Annotated in this window: 13 protein-coding genes; 9 read left to right on the top strand and 4 right to left on the bottom strand. The window is 34.7% G+C overall.

Going from position 1 to position 14230, the window contains the following annotated elements; translation table 11 throughout:
* Positions 1 to 243: 243 nt before the first annotated feature.
* The 3 genes from lgt to LQU93_RS09330 are packed head-to-tail and all read left to right on the top strand — an operon-like array spanning position 244 to position 3770.
* Entirely contained in the window at positions 244 to 1065 is an 822-nt protein-coding gene (gene lgt, locus LQU93_RS09340; protein WP_229933617.1) for a prolipoprotein diacylglyceryl transferase, read from the top strand.
* The gene (locus LQU93_RS09335) at positions 1049 to 3049 is read left to right on the top strand and encodes a fumarate reductase flavoprotein subunit (protein ID WP_229933616.1); all 2001 of its coding nucleotides are present in this window, start codon (positions 1049 to 1051) and stop codon (positions 3047 to 3049) included. The genes lgt and LQU93_RS09335 overlap by 17 nt, the downstream gene beginning before the upstream one ends.
* Positions 3042 to 3770, top strand: a complete 729-nt coding sequence (locus LQU93_RS09330) for a fumarate reductase iron-sulfur subunit (RefSeq protein WP_229933615.1) — start codon at positions 3042 to 3044, stop codon at positions 3768 to 3770. The genes LQU93_RS09335 and LQU93_RS09330 overlap by 8 nt, the downstream gene beginning before the upstream one ends.
* On the opposite strand, the gene tilS is transcribed toward LQU93_RS09330, so the two are convergent.
* From tilS to panC, 3 genes are read right to left on the bottom strand one after another with little or no spacing between them, the layout of a single operon-like run.
* Positions 3763 to 4704 carry a tRNA lysidine(34) synthetase TilS gene (tilS, locus tag LQU93_RS09325; RefSeq protein ID WP_229933614.1) on the bottom strand — a complete coding sequence of 314 codons (942 nt, stop codon included), beginning with the start codon at positions 4702 to 4704 and terminating at the stop codon, positions 3763 to 3765. The two genes, LQU93_RS09330 and tilS, sit on opposite strands and share 8 nt — an antisense overlap.
* Positions 4705 to 6009 carry a 30S ribosomal protein S12 methylthiotransferase RimO gene (gene rimO, locus LQU93_RS09320; RefSeq protein ID WP_229933613.1) on the bottom strand — a complete coding sequence of 435 codons (1305 nt, stop codon included), beginning with the start codon at positions 6007 to 6009 and terminating at the stop codon, positions 4705 to 4707. It lies immediately after the preceding gene.
* A 1-nt stretch (position 6010) separates the two neighbouring features.
* Positions 6011 to 6832 carry a pantoate--beta-alanine ligase gene (gene panC / locus LQU93_RS09315; protein ID WP_229933612.1) on the bottom strand — a complete coding sequence of 274 codons (822 nt, stop codon included), beginning with the start codon at positions 6830 to 6832 and terminating at the stop codon, positions 6011 to 6013.
* Positions 6833 to 6968: 136 nt separating this feature from the next.
* Here panC and prfB point away from each other — a divergent pair, with 136 nt between their 5' ends.
* Positions 6969 to 8063 carry a peptide chain release factor 2 gene (gene prfB / locus LQU93_RS09310; RefSeq protein WP_229933611.1) on the top strand — a complete coding sequence of 365 codons (1095 nt, stop codon included), beginning with the start codon at positions 6969 to 6971 and terminating at the stop codon, positions 8061 to 8063.
* A gap of 324 nt (positions 8064 to 8387) precedes the next feature.
* Here the strand turns inward: prfB and LQU93_RS09305 are convergent, their stop codons facing one another.
* On the bottom strand, positions 8388 to 8915 hold the full coding sequence (locus tag LQU93_RS09305; RefSeq protein ID WP_229933610.1) for a tetratricopeptide repeat protein: 528 nt from the start codon (positions 8913 to 8915) through the stop codon (positions 8388 to 8390).
* Between the two features lie 93 nt (positions 8916 to 9008).
* Between LQU93_RS09305 and LQU93_RS09300 the strand changes: the two genes are divergently transcribed.
* The 5 genes from LQU93_RS09300 to LQU93_RS09280 all read left to right on the top strand — a co-directional run.
* Entirely contained in the window at positions 9009 to 9335 is a 327-nt protein-coding gene (locus tag LQU93_RS09300; protein WP_229933609.1) for a type II secretion system protein, read from the top strand.
* Positions 9322 to 10638 carry a dihydrolipoyl dehydrogenase family protein gene (locus LQU93_RS09295; RefSeq protein WP_229933608.1) on the top strand — a complete coding sequence of 439 codons (1317 nt, stop codon included), beginning with the start codon at positions 9322 to 9324 and terminating at the stop codon, positions 10636 to 10638. Before LQU93_RS09300 ends, LQU93_RS09295 begins: the two co-directional genes overlap by 14 nt.
* A gap of 319 nt (positions 10639 to 10957) precedes the next feature.
* Positions 10958 to 11458, top strand: coding sequence for a cytochrome c nitrite reductase small subunit (gene nrfH, locus LQU93_RS09290; RefSeq protein ID WP_229933607.1), 501 nt, complete (start codon positions 10958 to 10960; stop codon positions 11456 to 11458).
* Positions 11459 to 11475: 17 nt separating this feature from the next.
* Positions 11476 to 13158, top strand: coding sequence for an ammonia-forming cytochrome c nitrite reductase subunit c552 (locus LQU93_RS09285; protein ID WP_229933606.1), 1683 nt, complete (start codon positions 11476 to 11478; stop codon positions 13156 to 13158).
* 153 nt (positions 13159 to 13311) lie between these two features.
* Positions 13312 to 14230: cache domain-containing protein (locus LQU93_RS09280; protein WP_229933605.1), on the top strand; the 919-nt coding region annotated here is incomplete at its 3' end.

Here is a 14230-nt window from a genome sequence, read left to right as displayed (position 1 = left end):
ACTTAACTAAACAAAATGTTCAAATAGCTATGACAACTAATGCTGTAACATCTGAAGTAGATAGCATGGCTAAAGAGATAGTTGCAGAAGTTAGAACTAAACGCTTTTAATTAACACTACATCATCCCTAAGCTTGTGGTGGGTTTGGGGGTGATTGCTTATATTAACTTATATTATAATATGGTGTTTTCTTAAATTTAAGTGTGTATTTTGTAAAATCACGAAAAAATTTAAAGAGAAACCATGAATAAAATAAACGAAATTTATCTACATTTTGATCCAGTTGCGTTTAGCGTATTTGGTCTAAATATCCACTGGTATGGCATTATGTATGTACTAGCATTACTTGTTGCACTTTGGCTTGGAAAATTTTTTGTCAAAAAGGACAAAATGCCTATTTCTAATACTCAGCTTGATAATTACTTTTTTTGGGTTGAAGTTGGCGTAATACTTGGTGCTAGACTTGGCTATATCTTTATATACTCTGGTGAGAGCATGTATTATCTTACTCAACCATGGCAAATTTTCAATCCATTTCATAACGGCGAGTTTGTAGGCATAAGAGGCATGAGTTATCATGGTGCAGTTGTTGGATTTTTGATCGCAACAGCGTGGTATTGCAAACGATATAAGCAAAATCTATGGCTATATCTTGATCTTTGTGCATTGTCAATACCGCTTGGTTATTTTTTTGGACGCATTGGAAATTTCTTAAATCAAGAGCTTTTTGGTCGCGTTACGGATGTGCCTTGGGGCATATACGCTTTTGGTGCCTTAAGACATCCTAGTCAAATTTATGAAGCCATTTTAGAAGGGCTTGTGATATTTGTGATACTATATTTTTACCGCAAAAAAGCAAAATTTCAAGGTGAATTAATCGCCATTTATGCAATGCTTTATGCGATTATGAGATTTATTTGTGAGTTTTTTAGAGAACCTGATTTTAATCTAGGCTTTATCGCTTTAAACCTTACAATGGGACATATCCTATCAATTTTAATGTTTGCTTTGGGTTTTATAGCCTACATCTATCTTTCAAAGTCAAAAAATGAGTATAAAAAATAGCGATGTTTTGATAGTTGGTGCTGGGCTAGCTGGGCTAAGAGTGGCACTAGAGTGTGCAAGAGCTGGGCTAAAAACAACAGTGCTTAGCTTAGTCCCACCAAAACGCTCACACTCATGTGCAGCACAAGGCGGTATGCAAGCAAGTCTAGCTAGTAGCACAATGGGAGAAGGAGATAACGAGGACTTGCACTTTGCTGATACGGTTATAGGAAGCGATTGGGGATGCGATCAAATAGTAGCTAGAATGTTTGCCATAACAGCGCCAAAAGCTGTTAGGGAGTTAGCAAATATGGGGGTAGCATGGAGCAGAGTAAGTGCTGGCAAAAAAGATATTATCATAAACGCACAAAAAACCACGATAGAAGAGAAAAATACATCGCACGGACTTATAAATGCACGTGATTTTGGAGCTACAACAAAATGGCGCACATGCTATACAGCTGATGCGACAGGGCATAGCATGTTATATGCTATTGCAAACGAACTATTAAAATACGATGTTGAAATTTTAGATAGAACTGAAGCGATTAAACTAATATGTGATGATGACGTATGCAAAGGCGTTGTAGCTAGAAATTTAATAAGCGGAGAGCTGGTCGCTCATACAGCTAAAGCCGTATTAATCGCAACTGGCGGATATGGACGCATCTACAAACACAGCACAAACGCCGTAATTTGCGATGGCTCTGGTCTAGGCATGGCATATGAGGCTGGAGCGACACTAGCAAATATGGAAGCAGTGCAATTTCATCCAACAGTATTGGTGCCTAGCGGGATATTGCTAACTGAGGGTTGCAGGGGCGATGGTGGTGTGCTTAGAGATGTTGATGGTGTGAGATTTATGAGCGAGTATGAGCCAAGACACAAAGATTTAGCTAGTCGCGATGTAGTAAGTGCAAGAATAATGCAGCACATAAAACGTGCTAAAGGCGTAGATAGCATACATGGCAAACACGTATGGTTAGATATCACGATGCTGGGCAAAGAGCATATTGATAAAAATTTAAAAGACGTTAAAGAGATATGTAAAAATTTTGCCGATATTGATGTAACTGATACTAGTATAGATGAAAATGGCAGATGCAAAGGATACATTCCAGTTATGCCAATGCAACACTTTTGCATGGGCGGATTAAGAACTAAGCCAAGCGGAGAGAGTGTAAAAATAACAGGGTTATTTAGTGCCGGAGAGGCGGCTTGTTGGGATTTGCATGGATTTAACAGACTTGGCGGTAACTCCGTGGCTGAAACGGTGGTTGCTGGTATGATAGTGGGCGATGAGATAATAAAATTTTGCCAAAAAACAAAAAATGTAGTGGATGAAAATTTCGTGTTACAAATTTTAAAACAAGAGGGTTTAAAAATACAAAATATGCTAGAAAATAAAGGCAATGAAAACGTCCATGAGTTAAAATCAATACTTGGCGAAATAATGTGGGAGAGAGTTGGAATTTTTAGAGACGAGACTGGATTAAAACAAGCGGTTAATGAGATAAAAACCTTGCAAAAAAGAGCCAAAAATATAAAAATAACAAGCAAAAGCCATGGGATCAATCCAGAACTAGAAGAGACTTATAGGCTAGATAAAATGCTAAAAATAGCACTTTGTGTTGCAATGGGGGCATTAAATAGAAAAGAAAGTCGTGGGGCTCATAAGCGAAGTGATTATCCACAAAGAGATGATAAAAATTTCTTAAACAAAACGCTATTTAGCTACGATACAGATAAAAATGAGCCAAAAATAAGCTATGAAATTTTAGACATAATGAGCATGGAGATAGCTCCAAAAGAGCGTGGATATGAAAGTGGTGGCGTTACAAAACATCAAGATAGCGACAAAAGAGAGAAACAGATACAAAAGATAACAAAAGAGTTAAAAGCACAAGGCAAAAATCGCTATGAGATACAAGATGCTATCATGCCTTTTAGGCTAGATGAAAAATTTAAAGCACCAAACGAGAGAGTGGGCGTAGGATATGAGTAGAAAAATAACGATTAGAGTTTTTAAACACAATCCGCAAAGTAAAATTTCAAAACCGCATTTTGTAAGCTTTGAGATAGATGAAACGCCAAAAATGACGCTGTTTGTAGCACTAAGTGAGATTATAGCAAAATATGATGCTGATTTGAGTTTTGATTTTGTATGTAGGGCTGGAGTGTGTGGAAGCTGTGCCATGCTAGTAAATGGCAAGGCAAAATTAGCGTGTAAAACCCTAACAAGTCATTATAAAAACGGCGAAATTGAGCTAATGCCACTACCTGTTTTTAAGCTCATAAAGGATCTAAGCGTAGATACAAATAAATGGATGAACTCAGTAAATAAACGCATACAAAACTGGCTACACACAGATAAGATCACGCAAAACTCAAAACTAGAAAGGCGAGTTGAGCCGCAAATTAGTCAAGACGTGTTTGAGTTAGATAGATGTATAGAGTGCGGTATATGTATAGCTGCTTGTGGCGTGGCAATAGCAAGGGCGGATTTTGTAGGAGCGTATGGGCTAAACAGGATAGCAAGATACAGCACGGATCCACTAGATGAACGTACAGATGATGACTTTTATAAGATTGTTGGCGATGAAAACGGCGTATATGGGTGCGTGAGCTTAATGGCGTGTGAGTTAAACTGTCCTAAAAATTTACCACTTCTAAGCAAAATAGCTTTTATAAGACGCAAAATAAATGCCATAAAACGCACTAAATAGCATAATTTATACTAAATAAATAACCGCGATTTAGGGCTGGAATTTTAGCCAAGCGACACTTTTCTTTAAATTTTTTACTCATTGCGGTTTTTACATATGGCGTTATGTAAATTTTGTCTGCGTTTAAGCCAATTGCGATTTTGCCACCTATAACACAATTACTTAGACATGTTGATTTTTGTGCCTCGCTCATAACAACGCCTAAAATTTTACACACCTTATCTACACCACGCATAGCATTTGTATCGTTTTGAACTATATAAAAATCATGAGTAACGCAATGAAATTTAGGCATTAAAAGCTCTTTGTCTTTTTGCAAAAACTCAAAGCTTTTTTTCACGCCCTTACTAAATTCAGCTAAAAACGGCGTAGCAAAATCAAGACGAAATTTATTTCTAGTAAATTTAGCACTCTCATTACTCTCATCTAAAAAATACTTAATCTTTCGTTCTTGCAAATACGTTAAAATTTCATCTTTACTGAGCGATAAAAGTGGTCTAACGATAGTAAAATATTTGCGTTTTTCTATCATTTGCATACCAATCATCTCGCTAAGCCCTGCTCCACGTGCAAGCTGCATAAAAAGCCACTCTAGCCTATCATTTAGCTGATGTGCAAAAATAACATGTGTATATTTATACTCAAAACAGAGCTGCTTAAAAAACTCATACCTTACATCTCTTGCATTGGCTTCAAAATTCCTACCATCTAAAACTACGCTTTTAACATGACATGATTTATTAAATTTCTCACACAAAGCTTTAGCTGAGCTTACTTCATCTTTGCTTTGCTTACGGACGTTATAATCCACAATCGCCACATCAAACGCTATATCACAATCTAAAAGCATATAAAAAAGAGCCGTGCTATCAACACCATGCGAAAAAGCTAATAAATTTCTACCAGATCTTAGCTCATCTTCACATATTATCATTTAGGCTTCTTTTATGATAGTCCCTAGCAGAGTTTGCCCCTGAACTTGCGTGATTTTACAAATATACCTTGCACCGATTTTTAAATCACTTATCTCACTTTCGTTTATGAGTATCTCGCCATCGATATCCTTATCCCAAATATCAAGCTTCGCACCATAAAACATCTTGCCTTCGCTACTTTCGCCCTCTAAGCTCACCACGCACTCACGTTCAAGCATATTTGCAAAACTATCATCAATAGCCTTTTTTAACACTTTTTCTATCTTGCTTAAACGATTTGATATGATTTTAGTTGGTATTTGAACCATGTCATAGGCTTTTGTATCCTCTTCTTTAGAGTAAGCAAAGGCTGAAATTCTATCAAATTTAAACTCACTCAAAAACTCACAAAGCCTATCAAAATCATCTTCATTCTCGCCAGGATGTCCTACTATTATACCAGTTCGCAAAAATGAATTTGGTGCGTTTCTCATCTTGGTTAATAGCTGTATTATTCTAGCCTCGCTACTACCACGTCTCATAATCTTTAGCATATTTTCACTAATATGTTGAATTGGCATATCAAAATAATTATGAAATACTTTTGAGTTTATAATGCACTCTACTAGCTCATCATCAGTTGTGCTAGGATATAGATATAAAATTCTAGCACTTTTTACCCCATCAATCTTTTCTATCTCTTTTATAAGTTTTATAAGCCCTTTTTTCTCGCCCAAATCACGCATATATGAACTACTATCTTGCGATAAAAAGCTAAAATCATAAAAACCTTTTTTAACTAAATTTTTAACCTCATCAACGATATTTTCAAGGCTACGCGATTTTAACTTGCCTTTAAATGTCGGTATCGCACAAAAGCTACATTGTTGATTACAGCCTTCTGAAATTTTAATATAAGCGTGATAGTTTGAGCCTGTTATCACGCGTTCTTCACTGCTTTGCAAATACACATCTGGACTAAATAAATTCTGTTTTTTAAGCAAAATTTCATCTATCTTATCATAGTCGCCAACACCTGTAAATAAATCAACCTCAGGCAATTCTCTCATCAACTCATCACGGTATCGTTGCATCAAGCAACCAGTAACCACAAGCGTTGAGCCATCTTTTTTAACATCAGCAATCTCAAGTATCGTTCTTATGCTTTCTTCTTTTGCCGAGGCAATAAATCCGCAAGTATTTACAATGATAACATCGGCCTGTGCTGGATCTTGCGTAATCTCATACATCTTTAACCTGCCAAGCATTATCTCACTATCAACTAAATTTTTATTACATCCAAGAGATATTAAATGTAGCTTCATTTTAAATCCATATATTGTCTATCAAGCGAGTATTACCAACTTTTGCAGCAACCAATATAATCGTATCTGTTAGCTTTATGTTTGAAATTTCATTAAATTCTCTATCCACTATCGCCACATAATCCACCTCTAATGGCTCAAGTGTATTTAGCATACTCTCTTTTATCTTTGCCGCATCAGTTTCGCCATTTTTAATCATATTTGAAGCATTAAAAAGCGACCTTGATAAACGTAAAGCATTGCACTTATCAATCTCTTTTAAATATGCATTTCTACTAGATAAAGCAAGCCCATCACTCTCTCTTATTATCTCACATGCGATAATTTCAATATTTAAAAACATAGTTTTTACCATATTTTTTACTATCAAAAGCTGTTGTGCGTCTTTTTTGCCAAAATACGCCCTATTTGCCTTTGTTAGATTAAAAAGTTTTGTTAGCACTCGCAAAACCCCATCAAAATGCCCTGGACGAGTTTTACCCTCTAAAATACTAGCAAATTTTGGCGGCGCTATCACACAAGGCTCATTTTCAAAATACATATCATCAGCACTTGGCATAAACACAGCCGATGCTCCGCATAGCTCACATATTTTTATATCAGCCTCTTCTTTGCGTGGATACTTATGCAAATCCTCATCAGGCAAAAATTGAGTAGGATTTACAAAAATAGAAACTATAACATTTTTGCTCTCACTCACAGCTCTTTTTATAAGACTCATATGCCCCTCATGCAAAGCTCCCATAGTCGGCACAAGCCCGATACTACCGTTTAATCCAGCTACATATTCACGTAACTCATCTACACTTTTAATTACTTTCATATTTTACTTCTTTTTGTGATTTAAAATTTGTGATTTTACCTTAATTAAATAAAATTATAGATAAAATACGCAAAATTTTATAAAAATTTAAGTTGCAATTAAACTATTAAAGAAAATAAAATATTAGGAGAATATTTTGGATAATTACGAATACACTGAACTTTTAAAAACATTAAGCACGAAAGTAAATAACATCGCTGGCGTTATAAAGCCTGATGAAATTTCGGCTAGACTTGATGAAATTTCAGTTATGCAAAATGATCCAAGTTTTTGGCAAGATATCGAAAAAGCTGGATTAATCGGTAAAGAAAAATCAAAGTTAAATACGATATTAAGTAAATTTAACTTAGCACAAAATGCCGTAAATGACGCAAAAGATCTATATGAATTAGCAAACTCAGAAAGTGACGAAGAAACGCTACAGTCACTTTTTGACGATGCAAATAATTTAAAAGACCATATCACAAGCTTAGAAATTTCAATGCTTTTAAGCGGCGATGATGATAATAAAAACGCAATCGTTAGCATTCATCCTGGTGCTGGTGGAACAGAGAGCAACGACTGGGCAAGTATGCTTTATAGAATGTATCTAAGATTTTGCGAAAGAGAGGGATTTAAAGTCGAAACACTTGACTTTCAAGAAGGCGACGAGGCTGGATTAAAAGATGTGAGTTTTATCGTAAAAGGCGAAAATGCATATGGCTATTTAAAAGCAGAAAATGGCATACATAGACTGGTTAGAACAAGCCCATTTGATAGTGCTGGACGCCGTCATACAAGCTTTTCAAGCGTAATGGTAAGCCCTGAAATAGACGATGATATACAGATACAAATAGACGAAAAAGATCTAAAAATAGACACTTATAGAGCAAGCGGGGCTGGAGGGCAACACGTAAATAAAACAGAAAGTGCCATACGCATCACACACGCTCCAACAGGCATAGTCGTGCAGTGTCAAAACGATAGAAGCCAACATAAAAACCGTGCAACTGCTATGAAAATGCTAAAATCTCGCCTTTATGAACTTGAGCTATTAAAACAACAAGAAACAAGTGCAAATATCGAAAAAAGCGAGATTGGTTGGGGTCATCAGATACGTTCATATGTGCTTTTTCCATACCAACAAGTAAAAGATAATAGAAGTGGCGAAGCATATAGCCAAACAGATGCTATACTTGATGGCGATATAAAAAAGATGATCGAAGCGGTATTGATATCGCTTAAAAACTAATTTAAATCACACAAATAACAAAAAGCATGTTGTTGGCTAGTACAGCCTTAAAATATAAGCCAACAGCACAAATTTAAGCACCTTACAAATTTAACAAATCGTGCTTTAGACACTAAAAAGTAAGCTATACGGATAATTTTATGTATTTAAACAAGCTTTATAAAGCCACTTTTTGTATTAAAGCAAATAGTTTGTAGTGCAGATAAAATTTCGCCAATCATGCCAAACAACTGCTTTGCTCGTATTTATTATAAAACAAAGTCTAATTAAATTTAAAGAGTAAAATTAAGCAAAAAGTATTGTTGTATTAAAGCATCAATAAATCTACATCCCTATCATATCGCATGCGTTTTTTACGCCATTTTGACATGCTTTTTGATAGTAAATTTTTGCATTTTCTTCGTCACCACTATCTAAAAAAAGCGATGCGATGTAAAAATCAGCCGTCTTATCGCCATATTTTGAAGCAAACTCATAAAATTTCAACGCTTTTTTAGTATCTGTTTTTACGCCCAATCCAAACTCATGCATCTGTCCAGCAGCAATCATTGCTGTTGTATTTTCATACTCTGCCGCTTTTGTAAAATAATACATCGCTTGAGCAAAGTCTTTTTGTGTGCCTTTGCCACTTAAATACAATAATCCAAGCTCATACATCGCTAAGTCATTTTGATTATTTGCCTGTCTTAAAAACAGATCAAATGCCTTTTTATACTCGCCATTTTGCTTGTAGTTTAATCCCTTTACTATGCTATTTACCTTGTCGTTTGTATAATACACCATTGGTTGTTTTTGCAAAAAAACACAGCCACCTAAAAACACAATAGTAAAAACACAAAGTAAAATTCTCATAAACACCCTTTAAAATTTAGCTTATTTTATCTTATTATTGCTTATAATACATAAACACGCAAAATGAAAATTTTGCAAATTTAAGGAGCAAAAATGAACTACAACGCACTTTTGGCACAACTAGGATACAACACAGATGAGGCAAATATCGCTCATATAAAGCGTATTTTAAATAACTCAGATGGCGTTGAACCAACTGACGTCATTACCTTAAATGATCATCTAAAATCTCACCTTTGCTTTGTTGCATTAAGTAGCAGCGAAGACAGGCTAAAGATAAAAAATGTAGCAACAATTCCAGAAATCAAACAGCAAGTTGAGCAAATCATACAAAATTGGAGTATTAAAAATAAAATTTTACTTAAAAAAATCAACGAAACAACTTATTATATAATAGGAAAACATTATGAAAAATTTTGATTTAATTGTCATTGGATTTGGCAAAGGCGGAAAAACACTTGCACTAAAAGCTGCAAATATCGGCAAAAAAGTAGCACTTGTAGAAAAAGACTCAAATATGTATGGTGGCACATGCATAAATGTCGGATGTATCCCTACAAAAAAACTTTTTGCACTTAGCAAACAAGCAAAATTTTATTCAGACAAAGATAATTATTTTGCACAGTCAATGCAACAAAAAAACAAGCTTATATCAGCACTTCGTCAAAAAAATTTTGACATGCTAAACTCACACGAAAACATAACCATATTTAATAACACAGCAAAACTAATCGATCAAAATACCATAAGTTTAGATGACAACGAACAAATCACAGCAAAAAATATAGTCATAAACACCGGTTCAACAAGCGTAAAGGCTGATTTTCAGATCGATTCAGACATGGTATATTACAGCGATGATATACTAAATTTAAACAAACTTCCAAGCCATTTAGTGATAGTTGGCGGAAGCTTTATTGCGATTGAATTTGCTAGCATGATGGCATCTTTTGGTTGCAAAATCACACTTATATCTCGCTCAAATTTGCTAAAAAACGAAGATGAAACAAGTCGTGAAAGCATATTAACCATGCTAAAAGAACAAGACATAAACATCATACAAAATGCTAAAATTTCAAGTATCAAAGACGATAAAATATACTTTAATGATGATAATTTACAAGCAGATGCATTTTTACTCGCACTTGGCAGACAGGCAAATACTAAAAATTTAAATTTGCAAAATATAGGCATATCAACAAATACAAACAACAGCATAAAAGTAAATGAGCATTTACAAACCACAATTGAAAACATCTATGCCATAGGCGATGTTAGGGGTGGCGATATGTTTACTTATATTTCACTTGATGATTACCGCATCGTTTGGCAGCACCTATATGGCAACAAATGTCGAAATTTAAACAATCAAAGTCCTTATGCTAAGGTTATTTTTACCAAAACTCCTTACGCAAAAATTGGTATAAATTTAAACGAAGCTAAAGAAAAAAATATAAATGCAAAAGAGCTTAAAATTTTGCTATCAAACGTACCAAATGCTAAAATTTTAGGCAACGACTATGGCTTTTTACGTGCATTTGTGCAAACTGATAGTGGTGAAATTTTGGGTGCTAGTTTTCATTGCGAAGAAGCTCATGAAATAATAAACATAATCGCCGTAGCCATGAAATTTAAAGCAACTGCAAATGATTTGTCTAATCAAATTTTTACTCATCCAAGCATAAGCGAGGCGTTAAACGATCTATTTTCGCAATATACTTAACACAATGGGTCTAAGTATTACACTACTTAGACCATAAACAACATTTATGATTTTAAAATAAATCCATGCTACTAAATTGTATTCACTATAATTTTGTTAAAAATAAACCATATCAAACCTTTCTTTGTTTTTATTTAAAATTTTATTTAATTAAAAATTTTTAGTATTAATATTTTTACTAAAATACGCCAAACTCGATATATTGTTAAATTCATCATTTTATTTTATTTATGATGTGTTTATATTTATTGACATAAATCAACTTTTTATTTATATTTTTTAGATAATATCTGGTAAATCAATCTATAAAGGAGGTTATTTGAAAGCTACGCAAGATGCTAAAAAACAGCCGTTTTTTTTGGCTACTCTTATTCTTATCATTAGCATTGGTGTTGTTTTAGGGCATGGAATTTATACGTTCATATATGCAAAAGGCTTTTCATATATGAGTAGCGATCCAGCAGCCTGTAAAAACTGCCACGTTATGAATCAAGTTTATGAGAGCTGGGAAAAAGGCGGACATCAGCATGTCGCTACCTGTGGTGATTGCCACCTGCCACATGATTTTATTGGCAAGTGGATAATGAAAGCACAAAGCGGATTAGGACACAGTTATGCATTTACCGCTAAAGATAATCCAGTGCCTTTTACTGCTAACGCCAAAAGCAAACGTATCATACAGCAAAATTGTATTGAATGCCACGGCGATTATGCAGCACCTTCTGTACATGCTAAACAAGCAGGTGGCTCAGAAGCTCAAAACGAATCACTTAGTTGCGTCTCTTGCCATAGGCAAGTCGGTCACGCACACAACTATTAAAACAACAAGGAGTAAAAATGAAAAACAAACTACTTTATAGTGTCGTTTTTATCTTGGCAGTTATTGCTGGTGCAGCCTTATTTGCACTTTTTACAGATATAAATGATAAAAAAAATCAAGAGAGGCATTATCCCTTAATGCTAAACAAAGTTAGCGATACAAATCCAGATATTCGCGAATGGGGTAAAAATTTCCCAACTCAGTATGATGATGCTGTTGCTATGAAAGATATATTCTTTGAAACACCTTTTTCTGGTTCATTGCCATATTCTAAGCTAATGAGATGGCCTGCTGCTACAACTTTCTGGCAAGGTTATGCATTTGCAGTTGATTACAATAGACCTAGACTTCACTTTTATTCTCAAATAGATCAAATTGAAACTATGAGAAACAACAAAGAGTATCTAAATGCTCACGGACTTCCTGCATTTCAAGGACAGCCAGGCTTTTGCGTCAATTGTCACACAGGTCACCTTACAGCCATCATGAACGATCCTGATTATGATAAAATTTTGCAAGTTAATCCAACAGAATCAAGCAAACTAGAAATGGGCTTTTTTGACATTGATAAAGAAAATGGCGAAAAAAGAAAGTTAGCATGGACTAAAATGAACTCTATTCCATATTTTGACGTTATGAAAATGGTTGCTGAAAAACATGGAGAGGACGCATTTGGCGGTTCACATCTTGGTTCTGCATGTGCAGATTGTCATCATCCAGATGACATGAGTTTGCGTGTTACACGCCCTGGCTTTGTAAATGCAATGGTTAAGCGTGGATACGAGGCTGATGTAAAACAAGGCATCAAAGCAACAAGAGCTGAGATGAGAGATTACGTCTGTATGCAATGTCACGTTGAATACTATCCTGGTTTAAATGCCGATCTAGTTTTCCCATGGACAAAATGGCCAAAAGATGAGCCGTTTAAAATCGAAATGTTTGATGAATATTTTGATGAAGTTCATGATAATGGCAAATTTGTAGCTGATTATCGTCATAAGCAAACTGATGCTAAAATGATTAAAATGCAACACCCTGAAGCTGAACTACACTCTACAAGTATTCACGCTAGAAGCGGTGTAACTTGTGTTGATTGTCATATGCCATACAAAAGAGTTGGCGCGACAAAGGTTACAACTCACACTATTCAATCTCCATATGCTGATATAACCGCAGCTTGTAAAACATGCCATATGCAAAGTGAAGATGATTTAAAAGAGAGAATTTCATTCATCCAAAATCGTCATGCATATGAGCTAAGAAATTGTGAAAATAACCTACATGCATTAATTGAAGACATAAATACAGCTCGTGCTGAATTAGCAAAACATGCTGATTTTGCTGGACTAGAGGCAAAAGAACAAAAAGCTGCTATTTCTGAAGCATTAAAAGATGCTTTATGGGCTCATAGAAAAGCTCACATTAGATGGGACTTTGCATTTAGTGAGAATAGCTATGGCTTCCACGGACCACAAGAAGCAGCAAGAATCACAGGTCAATGCCAAAGCGTAGCAAGAGAGGGTCAAGCTATACTTGCCAACACATTAAACAAATACGGCATAAATATAGCCTTAACACAAAAGGCTACATTACCTAATCCACCTGAGAAAATTGAACTACATCATGGTTTAGTTGCTACTCCTCCATCGGCTAGGTTATTGCAAATAGACGAAGACGTTAAAAATAGAGATTTTAAATAAACCATCTCATTCCGCCCAAAATATGGGCGGAATTTTATCATACCAAATGACACTCAATATTATTTTACACCTTTATGATTACTTTTTATTTATAATATATTTGTTGTTTTGTGAGTATAATTAAAAATCAATTTTATTTAAGGAGTCGCTATCATGCAAAAACTTGCTAACAAATTGGCAGTAATTGTTTTATTGTTACTTACTGTATCCTTTTTGGTTTTTTCAGCCATAAGCTATAATAAATCAAAAGAGACAATCGTAGATCTTTCAATAGATTCTAAACAGATATCATCTGTATCAGCCAAAGTTTTTGTTGAAGAATTTTATGCAACAAAAATCGTAGCATTAGAAGGTTTTGAAAGATATATTAAGAACAATCCGTATTTAATCAACGACAAAGAGCTTTTAAAAGAAGACTTAAATAAAATGGCATTTTTAGCAGATGTTGATGAAATTTATATAGGTTTTGCTAACAATGGAGAAATGCTAGGTGTCGAAAACGCCAAAGGCAAAGATCCAAGCATGTATCACAAAGGACCAAAAGAAAATTTTGATGCTAGAATAAGACCTTGGTATGGGCAAATTGCTGCGGGAAATGGTGATATCGTATATTTTGAGCCATATATGACAACTACATCAAACAAATATGCTATGGGTATTGGAAAAGCACTGATTATAAATGGCAAAACTGTAGGTGTGATAGCAGTAGATATCTATCTGGATGACCTTAAAAAAGAATTAATCTTAATAAAAGACACAAAAACAGCCGAAGTTTCAATAGTCGATATTGCAAAAGGCTACTTTATATACCACGAAAACTATGACAGAATTATGTCAAAATCACCAGATGATATTAGTGTTATTAAATCATTTACAGATTCATATGCTAAGAATCTATCTAACGGCTTTGTTTATGAATACAAAGGTGAAACAAAAGTTGGTGCGTGCGAGAAATATGATCAAGCAAACTGGCTAGTATGCTCAGCAAACTACATGAGTGACTATGATGAAATTTTAAACGAAGTTTTAACATCTCAATTAGTCTTTTCCATCCTCTTCATCATAATCATAG

Source organism: Campylobacter majalis, assembly GCF_905120465.1.
GTDB classification, from domain to species: Bacteria; Campylobacterota; Campylobacteria; order Campylobacterales; family Campylobacteraceae; genus Campylobacter_A; species Campylobacter_A majalis.
This window is presented reverse-complemented; position numbering and strand designations above follow the sequence as displayed.

What these genes read in the sequence shown, in the direction of transcription:
- tilS (WP_229933614.1), bottom strand. Translation starts at nt 4,704, where the DNA reads ATGATAATATGTGAAGATGAGCTAAGATCTGGTAGAAATTTATTAGCT.
- panC (WP_229933612.1), bottom strand. Translation starts at nt 6,832, where the DNA reads ATGAAAGTAATTAAAAGTGTAGATGAGTTACGTGAATATGTAGCTGGA.
- LQU93_RS09305 (WP_229933610.1), bottom strand. Translation starts at nt 8,915, where the DNA reads ATGAGAATTTTACTTTGTGTTTTTACTATTGTGTTTTTAGGTGGCTGT.
- rimO (WP_229933613.1), bottom strand. Translation starts at nt 6,009, where the DNA reads ATGAAGCTACATTTAATATCTCTTGGATGTAATAAAAATTTAGTTGAT.
- LQU93_RS09285 (WP_229933606.1), top strand. Translation starts at nt 11,476, where the DNA reads ATGAAAAACAAACTACTTTATAGTGTCGTTTTTATCTTGGCAGTTATT.
- LQU93_RS09330 (WP_229933615.1), top strand. Translation starts at nt 3,042, where the DNA reads ATGAGTAGAAAAATAACGATTAGAGTTTTTAAACACAATCCGCAAAGT.
- lgt (WP_229933617.1), top strand. Translation starts at nt 244, where the DNA reads ATGAATAAAATAAACGAAATTTATCTACATTTTGATCCAGTTGCGTTT.
- LQU93_RS09300 (WP_229933609.1), top strand. Translation starts at nt 9,009, where the DNA reads ATGAACTACAACGCACTTTTGGCACAACTAGGATACAACACAGATGAG.
- LQU93_RS09335 (WP_229933616.1), top strand. Translation starts at nt 1,049, where the DNA reads ATGAGTATAAAAAATAGCGATGTTTTGATAGTTGGTGCTGGGCTAGCT.
- LQU93_RS09295 (WP_229933608.1), top strand. Translation starts at nt 9,322, where the DNA reads ATGAAAAATTTTGATTTAATTGTCATTGGATTTGGCAAAGGCGGAAAA.